We start from the raw sequence: 14,039 nt of genomic DNA, 5'->3' as shown, positions 1-14,039 counted from the left end.
GACAATCGCCTTGTGGCAGGGCTTAACTTAGCAGCAGGTTGTCGTCGTCTACGGCCAGGCCACCCGCAGTCTATTTGTCCGCAAAGCGAGCACTCACCCAGGACCCGACACTTGTTCAAAAAATCGTCAGGTATTTTTACATGTGAAGCTAGCCGCCAAAGACTAAAAATACTAACCACTTGCTTTTGATCAATTAAATATGATGGCTTATTTTTTGCTTCAATAACTTTTGGGAAAAGTTGTATCGGGCGTCCGAAGGCAGTATGTGGTGCCCGCTTGACGGATTCACAGAAAACAATTGCCTTTACACGACAACCGAAACAAGGATTTTTCTCATGGCAAGTTTGAGCAAATTTAAGCAAGTGATGAACAGCTTCAAAGGAGCAGGTGTGGGTATTTGCCTGTTGACGATGGTGGGAACGGCCAATGCCGCGTTTATTGATCTGACGGGAACGGTAACCGGTGGCGGCGCATTCGATCCAGTGCCTGCCGCACCCTTCACGATCGGTGACTTGCTCACCGGGTTCATCGAGATCAGTGATGATGCGGCGACCGCCGGCTCGTCTTTTGATGTCAGCGATCTTCTCGGCTTCAACATCACCGTAGGCCCGGCCAATTTCAGCCTTCCCACTGCTTCGCCGTTCGGTTTCTTCAGTGGCACCATCTCGGAGGATGGCCGAACCCTGACGCAGCTCAATGCAAACACCGAATTTGCGACTTATCCCGGATGCGGATTTTGCGTCCTGACCCTGAACGCGGACGCGGATTCATTTCTAGTCATCCTTCTCGATCAATTCGGATTCGCTGAAGGATTTGATTTCAAAGCCACGGTGCGCCAGCAGGCTGTTCCAGAACCAGCCAGCGTGCTGCTCTTTGGTGCCGGCCTACTCGGCCTGGGACTGGCACGCATCCGCAGGACCTGATTCCGGTTCAGATGGGTTCTCATAAATGCGAATAATCAGGGGCAATTTACGCTACCCCCGATTACTGCTTTTCATCGCATCGCAAGAACCCGCCTGACGGCCTGATGGGATGTAGAGTGTTTAAAAGAAAAGCCCGGCTATGGACCGGGCTGATTCGAGGGTTAAAATCAACGGTATAGCGCTTGCAAAATCGCAATAAACTGAAAACCGAGGGGCTTCAATGTGTTGGGGGCGGGTGTGTCTTTTCAGACAACCGCCGTGTGACAGGGTTTAGCCCAGCAGCAGGCTGTCGTCGTCTACGGTCAGGCCGCGTTGTTGTTCAAACAGGTTGAGCAGATCTTTTACTTCCAGCCCTTCGCGGTCTTTGCCGGCAATGTCGAACACCACTTCGCCCTGGTGCAGCATCACGGTGCGAGTGCCTACTTCCAGCGCCTGCTTCATGCTGTGGGTAACCATCAGTGCCGTCAGTTTCTGGTCAGCGATAATATTCTGGGTGAGCTCCAGCACGAAAGACGCGGTTTTTGGGTCCAGCGCGGCGGTGTGTTCGTCTAGCAGCAGAATGCTGGACGGTGTCAGGCTTGCCATCAACAGGCTAACGGCCTGGCGCTGGCCGCCAGAGAGCAGGCCCATTTTGTCGCTCAGTCGGTTTTCCAGGCCCAAACCCAACGTGGCCAGGCTGGAGCGAAAGCGTTCCAGGTATTGTTTTTTCACTGCTGTGCCCAGGCCGCGGTGTTTGCCACGTTTGATGGCCAGGGCCAGGTTTTCTTCAATGGACAAGCCTTCACAGGTTCCCGCTAGCGGGTCTTGAAATACCCGCGCTACGCGACCGGTGCGTTTGTGGGTGGGCAGCTTGGTGACGTCGATGTTATCGACAAGAATTTTGCCACTATCGACCAGCACTTCGCCGGCCAGGGCGTTCAAAAAGGTGGACTTGCCAGCGCCGTTACTGCCAATAACGGTAACAAATTCGCCCTGGTTAACGGTCAGGCTCATGCCACGCAGAGCCGGGTTTTCCAATGGGGTGCCTTCGCCGAAGGTCAGCCGGAGGTCAGTTGCGGTAATCATGGTGCCTCCTCAGGCCTTTCTGCGTTTGAATTTGTTCATCAGTGACACGCGGGCACCGGGCAGAACAATGGCCAGGGTGACCAGAACGGCGGTAATCAGGTTCAGGTCTTGCGCTTTCAGGCCCAGTGCATCGGCGTTCAGTGCGAAGGCGATGGCCAGGCGGTAAATGATGGCGCCGACCACGCAGGCCAGCAACGCGCGAAATACGCTGGTGGGTGTAATAACCGCTTCACCGCCAATCAGCGATGCCAGGCCGATCACAATAACGCCTACGCCCATGGTGACATCGGCTGCGCCCTGGCTTTGGGCGAACAGTGCGCCGGCCAGGCCTACCAAGCCGTTAGATACCGCGACACCCAGAACAATCATGCCACCAGTGGCGATGCCCTGGGCCCGAGCCATACGGGCGTTAGCACCGGTGGCGCGCATGGCCAGCCCGGTTTCAGATTTCATGAAACGCCAAAGCAGAAACAGCGACACACCGATAACGAGGGTGAACAACAACACCGGTACCTGATGATATTCAAGCCCCAGTTTGTACCAGGGCGTTAACACCGTGTCTTCCATTAACAGCGCCACGTTGGGGCGGCCCATAATGCGCAGGTTGATGGAATAGAGCGCAATCATGGTGAGAATAGACGCCAGCAGGTTCAAAATTTTCAGCTTTACGTTGAGCAGGGCGGTTACAGCACCGGCGGCCATGCCGGCCAGTATCGCGGCACCGGTTGCCAGCCAGGGGTTCCAGCCGGAAATAATCAGCATGGCGGCTACGGCGGCACCAAGGGGGAAGCTGCCGTCTACGGTTAAGTCGGGGAAGTCCAGAACACGGAATGACAGGTAGATTCCGAAGGCAACCAGGCCGTATATCAGGCCGGTTTCTAATGCGCCATAAAAGGCAATGTTACTGAGCATGAATAAGGTTCGCTGTAAAAGAAAACGGACAGGTCGGGTTGGTTACCGCCTGCCCGTGTAAGTCAGGCTTTACTTGGCGTTGGAAACCACTTCTTTGGCTTCCGCAATAATGTCATCGGCAATGGTCATGCCCATGCGTTCGGCGGCTTCAGGGTTTACAAACAGGTCTAGGGTGTCCATGGTTTCTACCGGCATATCGGCGGTGTTAGCACCTTCCAGAATGCGTACCACCATGGCACCGGTTTGGCGGCCGTGATCGTAATAATTGAAGCCCAGCGCGGCAGCTGCTCCGCGGGAAACCGTGGCTGTGTCAGCGGCGAATACTGGAATTTTCGAGCGTTCACCCACAGAAATCACGGCCTCTGCTGCGCTGATGACGGTGTTATCCGTGGTCAGGTAGATGGCATCTGCTTTGCCTACCAGCGAACGCGCAGCGCCCAGCACTTCGGAGGTTTTGGTGGCGGCGGCTTTTACCAGCACCATGTCGCGGGCTTTCATGCTTTCTTCAATCATGTCTACCAAGGCCACGGCGTTGGCTTCACCCGGGTTGTAAACCGTGCCGATACGCTTGGCGTTGGGTACCAGGCGCTGCAGCAAATCCAGGTGCTTTTCGATGGGCAGCATGTCTGATACGCCGGTGATGTTGGCGCCGGGTGCATCCAGTGATATCACCAGCTTGGCGCCCAGCGGATCGGTTACCGCGGAAAATACAACCGGAATATCGCGTGCTGCAGCCGCAACGGTTTGCGCAGACGGCGTGGCGATGGCGACAATAACAGCCGGGCTTTCACCCACAAATTTACGCGCAATCTGGGCGGCAATGCCGGTGTTGCCCTGAGCGCTTTCGTGGATGATGCGAATGTTGTCGCCGTCTACATAGCCGCGCTCTGCCAGTTCATCTTTTATGCCTTCATAGACCGAGTCCAGAGCGGGATGTTCTACAATCTGGGTAATAGCAACAACAGGGAGCTCTGCGGCCTGAACAAAACTGGCAGCGGCAAGCACGGATGCACCAATCAGGGTGCGCAACATTCTCTTGGCCATACAACCATCTCCGGGTCGGTTAACTGATTTTATGTCGGTTATTTTTGCTTTGCCTGTGCAAGGAGCGGAAGTTTACCACAGGATTTGCGCTTGCGGGCTCAGTGAGCCCGGCGCGATTTTGCCTTGGTCTGGCGGGCGTTACAAGGCCGGCAGGCGATTGCGGATATTGGTAGCATTTTATGTTTAGCTCACATATTTTAAGACATCATACGTTGGTGTAATGTGTCATCGTGATATACAGACCAATAAGTGCTTACTGCCAAGGTTTACAAGGCTGCTTTCTAATCGGACTGAATGAGCAGGGTATCAAATGAAAACAACGAATAAGCTACCTCTCGACATGATTTACCACTGGGAGGCCACCACAGGGGACTCTTTATACCTGACTCAGCCGATAGGAAACGGCCAGGTTGACGAGTTTACCTGGCGCCGTGCAGCTGATGAAGCCCGGCGCATGGCTGCGTATCTGCAATCGCTGGATCTGCCTGCTGGCAGCAGTATTGGGCTGATTTCGAAAAATTGTGCCCACTGGGTGATGGCGGACTGGGCAATCTGGATGTCGGGCTATGTGTCTGTACCCATTTACCCGACGCTGAACGCGACCACGGTTGGCTATATTCTTGAGCACTCCGAGTGCAAGGCGCTGTTCGTTGGCAAGCTGGACGACTGGGACATGATGAAACCCGGTGTGCCAGAGACCCTGCACTGCATTTCGTTTCCAACCAGCCCACCCACCGATTTTGTAACCTGGAACGACATTATTCGGGATACGGCGCCGCTGGAAGGCGAGGTGAAGCGCGAAGCCGGTGAACTGGCCACGCTGGTTTATACGTCTGGCAGCACCGGTCAGCCCAAAGGCGTTATGTTGAGTTTCGAAAACATGGCGTTTGCCGCCGAGGGAGGCACCCAAACACTGGGACTATCGCAGAGTGAGCGCATGCTGTCTTATTTGCCGCTGGCTCATGTAATGGAGCGCACGTTTGTTGAGTTGGGCTCACTGTATAACGGTTTCCAGCTGTATTTTGCCGAATCTATGGACACGTTCGTGAGCGATATACAGCGGGCTCAGCCCACGCTCTTCCTGTCTGTGCCCCGGCTGTGGGTGAAATTCCAGCACGGTGTGCTGAAGAAAATGCCTCAGAAAAAGCTCAATCTGTTGTTGAAAATTCCACTGGTCAGCGGTGTCATCAAGAAAAAAATTCTCAATGGCCTGGGGCTTGGCAAGGTGAAATTGGCGGGCAGCGGGTCTGCGCCGCTGTCTAATGATGTGCTGAGCTGGTATCGCAGTCTTGGGCTGGAATTGTTGGAAGGTTATGGCATGTCTGAGAACCTGGCCTATTCCCACATGAACAAACCGGGGCGCTCGCGAATCGGTTATGTTGGCGAGGCCTTGCCCGGCGTGGAAACGCGCATCAGTGACAACGGTGAAGTGCTGATAAAAAGCCCGGCCACTATGATGGGGTACTACAAAGATGAAGAGCGCACCCGCGAAGCCATGAGCGAAGACGGTTTCCTGAAAACCGGTGATAAAGGCGAGATGGACGAGATGGGGCGCCTGAAACTGACCGGTCGCACCAAAGAGATGTTCAAAACCAGTAAAGGTAAGTACATTGCCCCGGCAGCGTTGGAAAACCGGCTGATGGCAAATCAAAGCCTTGAGATGGTGTGTGTTTCCGGCGCCAATCAGACTAATCCGTTTGCACTGGTACTGCTCAATGAAAATTTGCGGCCGCAGATGGCAGACCCGGCGGTACGCAAAACCGTTGAAGCAGAGCTGGAGACCCTGCGGGAGCAGGTGAACAATGCGGTGGACCCACATGAGAAACTGGCGTTCATTGCGGTGGTTACGGATGAGTGGTCGGTCGAAAACAGTTTTTTAACACCTACGCTCAAGCTTAAACGTAACGTGGTTGAAGCGGCGTACGAAAGCCAGGTAGAAGGCTGGTACGCCGAACGTAAACCGGTGATCTGGCATTAAGCACCGGTGATTTTGTGAAAAGCCCGGCAATGGCCGGGCTTTTCTGTAAAAAAACAAAGGTTATTTGTAGGTATGCCGTTATAGGGGTGTCCCTGTTTTTATCGGAGTGTGTTTTCAGGAGTATGGCATGTCGCGCCTCGCGCAGTTTCAAAAGCGTATCAATCAGCAGATTCCATTAACCAAGGCGATGGGCCTGACATTGCTGGAGTGGGACGGCACGGCCTTGCTGTTGAGCGCTCCGCTTGCACCCAACAGTAATCACCAGGGCACGGGCTTTGGTGGCAGCCTTTACGGTGTTGGCGTAACCGCTGCCTGGAGTCTTGCGGAACTTGCGCTGGCTGACCTTCAGCTAGCAGGCACAGTGGTGGTGCAAACGGGCACGATTGAATACAAGTCGCCGGTGGATGGGGACTTCTTTAGCGTGTGCCGTTTGCCAGACGGCGAGATGCCTGACCACTTTCGGAAAAGCCTGGCTCGCCACGGACGTGCGCGGTTGGAGCTGACGGCCGAGATTTTTTGCGGTGCACCCTCGCTGACACCGCAGCAAGAGCCTGCGGCTGTTTTTAGGGGGCGCTTTGTGGTCACTGACGTGCGTTCGCGAGCCGGTTAACGCGCTGAAAGTCTTTTAGAATAAAAAGGGGCGTTAGTTCATGGCTCGTGAGTTGGAAATGGAGCGGCTCATCAGAATAATGGGGATAATGCCGGCCACCACGATAATCAGGGCCGGCAATGCGCTGTGAAACAGCTTTTCGTCAGAGGCAAACTGGTACACGTAGGTGGCCAGGGTTTCAAAGTTGAACGGCCGCAGAATCAGCGTGGCCGGTAACTCTTTCATGCAGTCTACAAACACCACCAGCGCAGCGGTTACCAGGGTGCCCCGCAGCATGGGCAGGTGAACTTTTACCAGAGTTTTGCCCGGCGTATGTCCCATAGAGCGTGACGCCATGTCCATACTCGGGGTGATTTTCTGCAGGGCGCTTTCCACGCTGCCGGCGGACACCGCCAAAAAACGCACGGTGTAGGCGAATATCAGTGCAAACGCGGACCCGCTAAGCAGCAGGCCGCTACTGAAACCAAAGTAATCCCGCATCAGGCTATCTAGCCAGTTATCAAATCCTGCTAATGGCACAATCACACCGACCGCAAGTACGGCGCCGGGCATGGCGTAGCCCAGGCTCGACAGCCGCATTAGCACCTGCATGCCACGGGTGTTATGCAGACGGCGGCTGTAGGCCAGGGTTACGCCAATAACCAGCGTGGTGAGCGCGGCAGCGCTAGACAGGAAAAGGCTGTTCAGGGTGTTTTGAATAAAATCCGGGTTCCAGCTTTCGCTGAAATATTCGATGGCGTAGGTGGCCAGAGTGGCGCCTGGAATGGCAAAACCCAACAAAACCGGAATGCCGCACACTGCCACACAGATCATCTGGCGTGGAAACGACATGGTAAAGCGGCGGATGGGTTCGCGGTTGTCGCGGGCGGCAAACTGCTGCTGGCGGCGGCGGGAATAACGTTCCAGGGTAACCAGCATCAGCACAAACACCAACATAATGCTGGCAATCTGAGCGGCGCCACCCAAGTTGCCCAGGTTCATCCAGGTATCAAACAGGCCGGCCGTGAGGGTTTGCACGGCGAAGAAGTCGACGGTGCCAAAATCGTTGAGGGTTTCCATCATCACCAGTGACAAGCCAACGGCAATCGCCGGGCGGGCGATGGGCAGCACTATACGAAAAAACGTACTGATGGCGGAGTGGCCCAGGCTGCGGCTAACTGCGAACAGCGACGGTGACTGTTCCAAAAACGCCGCGCGGGCCAGCAGGTACACGTAAGGGTAAAGCACCAAACCGATCATCAGGGTGGCGCCTTCCAGGCTGCGGATTTCGGGAAACCAGTAATCCGCTGCGCTGGTCCAGCCAAACACGGAGCGCAGGGTGGTTTGCACCGGCCCGGCGTAGTCCAGCAGGCTGGTGTACACATACGCAATAACGTAAGCCGGCACGGCGAATGGCAGTAGCATGGCCCACTCAAAATACTTGCGGCCAGGGAACTCGCACATGGTGACGGCCCACGCACTGGACAGGCCAATGCCCAAGGCAAGTATGCCTACGCCCAGCATCAGTTTAAGGGTGGTTACCAGGTAACGCGGCAGGGTGGTGCTCATCAGGTGCGGCCAGATGTTTTCGTCTGGGAAAAACGCCATGTAAATAACGGCAAGCACAGGCAAAGCAACAATGGCGGTAATCAGTGCCGCGGCAATCAGCCAGCGTTTAGATGTGCGTTTGATGTGCAGCGGTTGGGCCAGCGCAATGTGGGCGCCGGTGGCAGCTTCAGACATGTGGATCCTTCTGATTCAGCCCGACACAGAGGCTGAAAGGCAATGAACCATTGACGAAGACTGGTTCAAAATGATGATGAAAAGGATTCCGATTCTAGACAGCTGAGGGCTGGCCTGCAAGCAAGCCTGCGGCAGAAAGTCGCTGCCGCAGGCTGTTTCACGATTAAACGGGCTTATTCGCCGTCAAAATCCACGCGGTCCACCAGTTTCACGGCGGCGTTGCGATTGTCAGCAATTTTCTGCAATGAGATGGAGTCCGGATGAATTTCGCCCCATTCGGCAACCAGGCCAACGGGCTTAACATTCGGGTTAGCCGGATACTCTGAGTTCGCTTCGGCGTAGATGCTTTGCGCTTCCGCAGAAGACAGGAATTCCATCAGTTTGATGGCGTTGTCTTTGTTCGGTGCGCTTTTGGTCAGTGCAATGCTGCTGATATTTATATGGGTACCGCGGCCATCGGCGTTGGGAAATACCAGGCGCACAGCTTCGGCGGCTTCGCGTTCGTTATCATCCTGCAGCATGTTGCCGTAGTAGTAGCTGTTGCCGATCGCTACGTCACACACGCCAGCTGCTATGGCCTTAATCTGATCGCGATCGCCGCCTTGGGGTTTGCGTGCCAGGTTATCTTTCACGCCTTCCAGCCACTTTTCGGTGTCTGCTTCACCGTGGTGAGCAATCATCGAAGAAATCAGAGCGATGTTATAAGGGTGCTTGCCGCTGCGGATACAAATGCGGTTGTTCCATTTTTCGTCTGCCAGATCTTCGTAGGTGGTGATTGCACCTTCTTCAACGCGGTCTTTGGAGGTGAAGATCAAACGGCCACGGGTTGTCAGTGCGAACCACTGGCCATCTGGGTGGCGCAGGTTTTCGGGGATGTTCTTGTTCAGAATTTCATTGTCAGTAATGCCCTGCAGCAGGTTACGCTCTACCAGCTCGTCGATGCGGGAAATGTCGACGGTCATCACCACGTCGGCGGGGCTGTTACGACCTTCGCGGTCCAGGCGCTCGGCCAGGCCTTGCTTGGCGAATACCACGTTGGATTCGATACCGGTCTCTTTTTCGAATGCGTTCAGCAGAGGCTCCAGCAGGTAAGCCTGGCGGTAGGAATAGATGTTCACTTCGCCATCAGCAAACGCGGCCATGGGCATGGCGGTCAGGGCAATGGCAGCTGTGGCAGCAAGTTTCAATCGCATAATGGAAACCTTGGTTGGGGGAGTGTGTTTTGTCAGACTTTGCTGAATGAATATTAACAACGCCAACCATTCTCATTTGTATTACCTAAATAGTCAATACTGCCTGCCTATACTTTGAGAAATTTGGTGGTACTCTTCATGGAAACAGCAACCTTAAGCATTGGTGCAAACTCTATGAGCCCAGATGACCGCCGCGAACACTTGCGTACATCCATGAGTGCGACTGTGAAAGTTGAGCATGAAACCCTGGGCAACTTTGTTTTTGGGACCCGCGACATATCTGACGGTGGCGTGTTTATTGCGATTGAAGATCAACAATTTGCCCCGCAACTTGGGGACAAAGTGACCGTTCAAGTGCAGGGCTTGCCGATGGAGGCTCCGATTTTGCACATAGTGGTGCGGCGTAAAACCCCTGAGGGTTACGGTTTACAGTTTGCCGACAGCAACCCATAACGGTTAATATTCCTGCTCGAACAGGTCGTCGTGCGCTTTTAGGAGTGACGCGGCACGCCGTCTATAAAAAGTGACGCAGTATCCAGTCACGCCGTTCCCGCATTCAGCCCCATGTTTTTCTCTCAGGAATGTCTATGGCTTACGCTCTGGAAATCCAGGGCCTGACCAAAACCTATGGCAATGGTTTTCAGGCCCTTAAAGGTATTGACCTCAAAGTGGCCAAAGGCGACTTTTTTGCGTTACTCGGCCCCAATGGCGCCGGCAAATCCACCACCCTGGGGGTGGTGTCATCGCTGGTGAATAAATCCGCCGGGCAGGTGCGAGTATTTGGCCATGATTTGGACACCGAGCTGTCGGCGGCCAAGCTTAACTTGGGCGTGGTGCCCCAGGAGTTCAACTTTAACCAGTTTGAAAAAGTGCTGGATATTGTGACTACTCAGGCCGGCTATTACGGTATTCCGCTAAAGCAGGCGTTAGTCTCTGCGGAGAAATACCTGAAACAGCTTGGGCTATGGGACAAGCGCAATACACCGTCGCGCATGCTGTCTGGCGGCATGAAGCGGCGCCTGATGATTGCCCGCGCGCTGGTGCACGAACCGCGCCTGTTGATTCTGGACGAACCCACAGCGGGCGTAGATATTGAGCTGCGCCGCTCGATGTGGACGTTTTTGCAAGAAATGAACCGCAATGGCACCACCATTATTCTGACTACCCATTACCTGGAAGAAGCCGAAGCCCTGTGCCGTAACATCGCCATTATTGATCACGGCCAAATTCTGCGAAATACCAGCAAGCGTGAGTTGTTACAGCAGCTGAGCGTGGAAACCTTTGTGCTGGACCTTGCCGGTGGTCGTCAACAGCTGCCCGAGCTCAACGGTTATGTTTGCCGCTTTGATAATGACGGTGCTTTGGAGGTGGATGTGCAAAAAGGTACAGGTTTGAACCAGGTTTTTTTGCAGCTACATCAGCAGGGCATTGAGGTAGACAGCATGCGCACCAAAGCGAATCGTCTGGAAGAGCTGTTTGTTCGCATGGTTGAAGCCAACGCCGATAATAGTGACAACGATCCAAAGGCGCAGTTATGAACTCGTACGCGTTATGGACCGCATTTTATACCATTCTGAGCCGTGAAATTCGTCGCTTTACCCGCATTTGGCCGCAGACCCTGTTGCCTCCTGCGGTCACCATGACCCTGTATTTTATTATTTTCGGCAATTTGATTGGTTCCCGCATCGGTAAGATGGACGGTTTCGACTACATGCAGTTTATTACGCCTGGCCTGATCATGATGGCGGTGATTACCAGTTCTTACGCCAATGTGGTGTCGTCGTTTTTCTCGATGAAGTTTCAGCACAGTATTGAGGAACTGCTGGTATCGCCGGTGCCAAACTGGATTATTCTGGCCGGCTACGTGTTTGGTGGTATGGCACGAGGCCTGGGCATCGGGGTGATTGTTACGCTGGTATCGCTGGCGTTTACCCACTTGCAAATCCACAACCTGCTGATGGTTGTGGTGACGGTGTTTCTGACCTCGGCGCTGTTCTCCCTGGGCGGTTTTATCAACGCCATGTTGGCGACAAAATTCGATGACATCTCCATTGTGCCCACGTTCATACTGACACCATTGACCTACCTGGGCGGCGTTTTTTACAGCGTTAGTCTGCTACCGGACATATGGCGCGCGGTGTCTATGGTCAACCCGATTCTGTACATGGTAAATGGCTTTCGCTATGGCATTTTGGGTGTTTCAGACGTGAATCCGTTTGTGTCTCTCGGTATGATTTTACTGTTTATTGGAGTGTTGACGGCGGTCGCGCTGAACTTGTTGCACCGTGGTAAAGGCATTCGTAACTGATTCGGGAGAATTTATGGCACTTGATAACGCGCCGCTGGGGAAATTCAGCGCATACCCGGATACTTACGATCCCGGCCAGCTGTTTCCGATTCCGCGGCTGCACAACCGACAGCGCATAGGCTTGGAGGACGGCCGCTGGCCATGGTTTGGCGGAGACGTTTGGCAGGCTTGGGAAGTGTCTTGGCTGCGCCCTGGCGGCGTGCCGGTGGTGGCCTGGGCGGAAATCGAGTTTCCGGCAGAATCGCCGCAGCTGGTTGAGTCAAAATCGCTGAAGCTGTATCTGAATTCACTGAACCAGACCGTGTACGCTAGTGCTGAGCGGGTTTGCGAAGTGATTGTTGCAGACCTGTCGTCAGCGTGTGGCGCCGCGGTTCGGGTGACCCTGCACAGCGTAGATGAAGGCGGCCTGGCCCAGGGGCGGCCGCAGGAATATCAGCTGATTGATGACGAACCTCTGGTTGATGTGGTTTACGACTATGCGCCGGAGTCCCTTGTAACCGGTACAGAAATCGTCAGCGAAAAGTTGTGTTCACACCTGTTGAAAAGTAATTGCCCGGTAACCGGGCAGCCAGACTGGGGTTCGGTATTGATTGACTATACCGGGCCGAAACTGGATCGGGTTGGCCTGCTGCGTTACATCGTGAGTTTTCGCCAGAAGCAGGACTTTCACGAGCATTGCGTAGAGACTCTGTTCACCGACCTGATGCGTCATTGTAAGCCGCAGGCGCTGACGGTAGCCGCCCGCTATACCCGCCGCGGCGGCCTGGACATTAACCCTTGGCGCAGCACCCGTGCTGATGCCAATTCCGGCCCGCGCCTGATACGGCAGTAGCCTTTTTTGAGTCGCGTTTGCGCTGTCTAGTCCCGCTGATGGCGCAAGCGGCTAGAGGCTTCGTCTAGCGCTCGCAGTATGGCGGTTCGGTCGTTTTCGTTCACTTTTGCGGAATCCAGATACAGGGTAAAACCACTGTGTTCGTGTTCCAGAAAGCTGCGGTTGCGGCCCAGGTCGCAACGATAATCGATTACCTGATACACTGCAATGGGCCTGCTGAAGCCCTTAACCGTTACCTCGCCTTTATCGCGGCACATGATGCTGTCTTTAATCAGCGAAAAGGCTTCGTGTGTTACCAGAATTTCACCGGCCTGTGCCAGATGCTCCAGGCGGCTGGCAAGGTTCACTTCCTTGCCAATGATGGTGTAATCCATGCGATTCTCGGCGCCAAAGTTGCCAACGGTGGCATAGCCGGTGCTGATGCCCATACGAATCTGCAGCGGGGTTTTGATGCCTTTACTGCGCCAGTTCTGGCGCAGTATTTTCATGTGTTTGCGCATGTCGATGGCCATAGACACGCAGGCCAATGTATCCGCCCGTTGACCACGGCTGGTGGGGTCGCCGAAAAAGATCATGATGGAGTCGCCCACAAACTTATCAATGGTGCCGCCGTGTTTGAGGGCAATTTGCGACATTTCATTGAGGTAGTGGTTTAACACATCGGTCAAGGCTTCCGGCTCCATTTCTTCCGACAGCTCGGTAAAGCCCTGAATGTCTGAAAAAAACACCGCCAGTTTTTTGCGCTGGGTTTCCAGGCGTACATCCCGCTGGCCGGTAAAGATGGTTTGCCATACCTGCGGTGACATGTACTTCGACAATTTTTGCGACAGTGCGATGGACTGTTCGCGCTGGGTTTGAATCAATAAGGTTGCGTGGCGCAGGGCTTTGGCTTGTTGGTGGGAAAACAGAGCGGTTGCGCAAATGTAAACACCGGCTACGATCACCGCCAGTAGATCTGCAAGGGGGGGTAGGGTGATGACATGGTCAGGGTTGAATAGAAAGAACATGGCCAGCGCCGACGCAGAAAGTATCAGGCTACCCTTTGCCCATTGCTTTAAGCCTCCGACCATAAAGCAGGTGAACATCACCATTAACGCAATGGTGGCAGAGGATATGCTTGCCAGCCCCAGGCTACCGATAAACGCCCCGGAAATGGCGCAATCTATTAGCAACAAATTTTGACCAACAGTGGTTGGGTTCCGCTTGCGGGCATCCAGGGAAAACAGCTGGGCCAGGTGTGGCCAAACCAAGGCAAACCCCGCCATGCCAAAAAGCCATTCTGAGTGAAGCCTACCAACAGCAGCTGCGACCACAATCACGGCGACGGCGGCGTAACCCAGTGTGCGGCCAAGATAAGGGGGCATGATGGGCACTGGTGTTTGTTCAGCGGTGTCGATAGCGTTAGCGGGGGTTGTTCCGGTACCGCGAATGTTGGCAGATGCTGTGCTCATT

At 54.5% G+C, this 14,039-nt stretch carries 13 protein-coding genes; 7 read left to right on the top strand and 6 right to left on the bottom strand.

What is annotated here, in order from left to right:
- The first annotated feature begins 335 nt into the window (after positions 1-335).
- Positions 336-923, top strand: coding sequence for a PEP-CTERM sorting domain-containing protein (locus MIH18_RS03440; protein ID WP_249013939.1), 588 nt, complete (start codon positions 336-338; stop codon positions 921-923).
- A 270-nt stretch (positions 924-1,193) separates the two neighbouring features.
- On the opposite strand, the gene MIH18_RS03435 is transcribed toward MIH18_RS03440, so the two are convergent.
- The 3 genes from MIH18_RS03435 to MIH18_RS03425 form a co-directional block, all read right to left on the bottom strand.
- The gene (locus tag MIH18_RS03435) at positions 1,194-1,988 is read right to left on the bottom strand and encodes an ABC transporter ATP-binding protein (RefSeq protein WP_249013938.1); all 795 of its coding nucleotides are present in this window, start codon (positions 1,986-1,988) and stop codon (positions 1,194-1,196) included.
- Positions 1,989-1,997: 9 nt separating this feature from the next.
- Positions 1,998-2,900 carry an ABC transporter permease gene (locus tag MIH18_RS03430; protein WP_249013937.1) on the bottom strand — a complete coding sequence of 301 codons (903 nt, stop codon included), beginning with the start codon at positions 2,898-2,900 and terminating at the stop codon, positions 1,998-2,000.
- A 69-nt stretch (positions 2,901-2,969) separates the two neighbouring features.
- Positions 2,970-3,944, bottom strand: coding sequence for an ABC transporter substrate-binding protein (locus tag MIH18_RS03425; protein ID WP_249008580.1), 975 nt, complete (start codon positions 3,942-3,944; stop codon positions 2,970-2,972).
- Between the two features lie 310 nt (positions 3,945-4,254).
- On the opposite strand from MIH18_RS03425, the gene MIH18_RS03420 reads away from it, so the two are divergent.
- Positions 4,255-5,922 (top strand): AMP-binding protein, encoded by a 1,668-nt coding sequence (locus tag MIH18_RS03420; RefSeq protein WP_249013936.1) that lies wholly within the window; start codon positions 4,255-4,257, stop codon positions 5,920-5,922.
- 127 nt (positions 5,923-6,049) lie between these two features.
- Positions 6,050-6,532 carry a thioesterase domain-containing protein gene (locus tag MIH18_RS03415; RefSeq protein ID WP_249013935.1) on the top strand — a complete coding sequence of 161 codons (483 nt, stop codon included), beginning with the start codon at positions 6,050-6,052 and terminating at the stop codon, positions 6,530-6,532.
- Between the two features lie 33 nt (positions 6,533-6,565).
- Here MIH18_RS03415 and MIH18_RS03410 read toward each other — a convergent pair whose 3' ends face one another.
- Together MIH18_RS03410 and MIH18_RS03405 are read right to left on the bottom strand one after the other, a co-directional pair.
- Positions 6,566-8,254, bottom strand: a complete 1,689-nt coding sequence (locus MIH18_RS03410) for an iron ABC transporter permease (protein ID WP_249013934.1) — start codon at positions 8,252-8,254, stop codon at positions 6,566-6,568.
- A gap of 173 nt (positions 8,255-8,427) precedes the next feature.
- The gene (locus MIH18_RS03405) at positions 8,428-9,447 is read right to left on the bottom strand and encodes a Fe(3+) ABC transporter substrate-binding protein (RefSeq protein ID WP_249013933.1); all 1,020 of its coding nucleotides are present in this window, start codon (positions 9,445-9,447) and stop codon (positions 8,428-8,430) included.
- Positions 9,448-9,621: 174 nt separating this feature from the next.
- On the opposite strand from MIH18_RS03405, the gene MIH18_RS03400 reads away from it, so the two are divergent.
- The 4 genes from MIH18_RS03400 to queF all read left to right on the top strand — a co-directional run bounded on the left by MIH18_RS03400 (position 9,622) and on the right by queF (position 12,587).
- A complete protein-coding gene (locus MIH18_RS03400; RefSeq protein WP_249014592.1) occupies positions 9,622-9,900 on the top strand; it encodes a PilZ domain-containing protein in 279 nt (92 codons plus the stop codon).
- 134 nt (positions 9,901-10,034) lie between these two features.
- On the top strand, positions 10,035-10,985 hold the full coding sequence (locus MIH18_RS03395) for an ABC transporter ATP-binding protein (protein ID WP_249013932.1): 951 nt from the start codon (positions 10,035-10,037) through the stop codon (positions 10,983-10,985).
- On the top strand, positions 10,982-11,755 hold the full coding sequence (locus MIH18_RS03390; protein WP_249013931.1) for an ABC transporter permease: 774 nt from the start codon (positions 10,982-10,984) through the stop codon (positions 11,753-11,755). The genes MIH18_RS03395 and MIH18_RS03390 overlap by 4 nt, the downstream gene beginning before the upstream one ends.
- A gap of 13 nt (positions 11,756-11,768) precedes the next feature.
- Positions 11,769-12,587: an NADPH-dependent 7-cyano-7-deazaguanine reductase QueF gene (gene queF / locus MIH18_RS03385; RefSeq protein ID WP_249013930.1), complete on the top strand. Its 819-nt coding sequence runs from the start codon at positions 11,769-11,771 to the stop codon at positions 12,585-12,587.
- 26 nt (positions 12,588-12,613) lie between these two features.
- On the opposite strand, the gene MIH18_RS03380 is transcribed toward queF, so the two are convergent.
- A complete protein-coding gene (locus MIH18_RS03380; RefSeq protein ID WP_249013929.1) occupies positions 12,614-14,038 on the bottom strand; it encodes an adenylate/guanylate cyclase domain-containing protein in 1,425 nt (474 codons plus the stop codon).
- Between the last annotated feature and the right edge of the window lies 1 nt (position 14,039).

It is taken from the genome of Marinobacter sp. M3C (genome assembly GCF_023311895.1).
Lineage (GTDB): Bacteria > Pseudomonadota > Gammaproteobacteria > Pseudomonadales > Oleiphilaceae > Marinobacter.
This window is presented reverse-complemented; position numbering and strand designations above follow the sequence as displayed.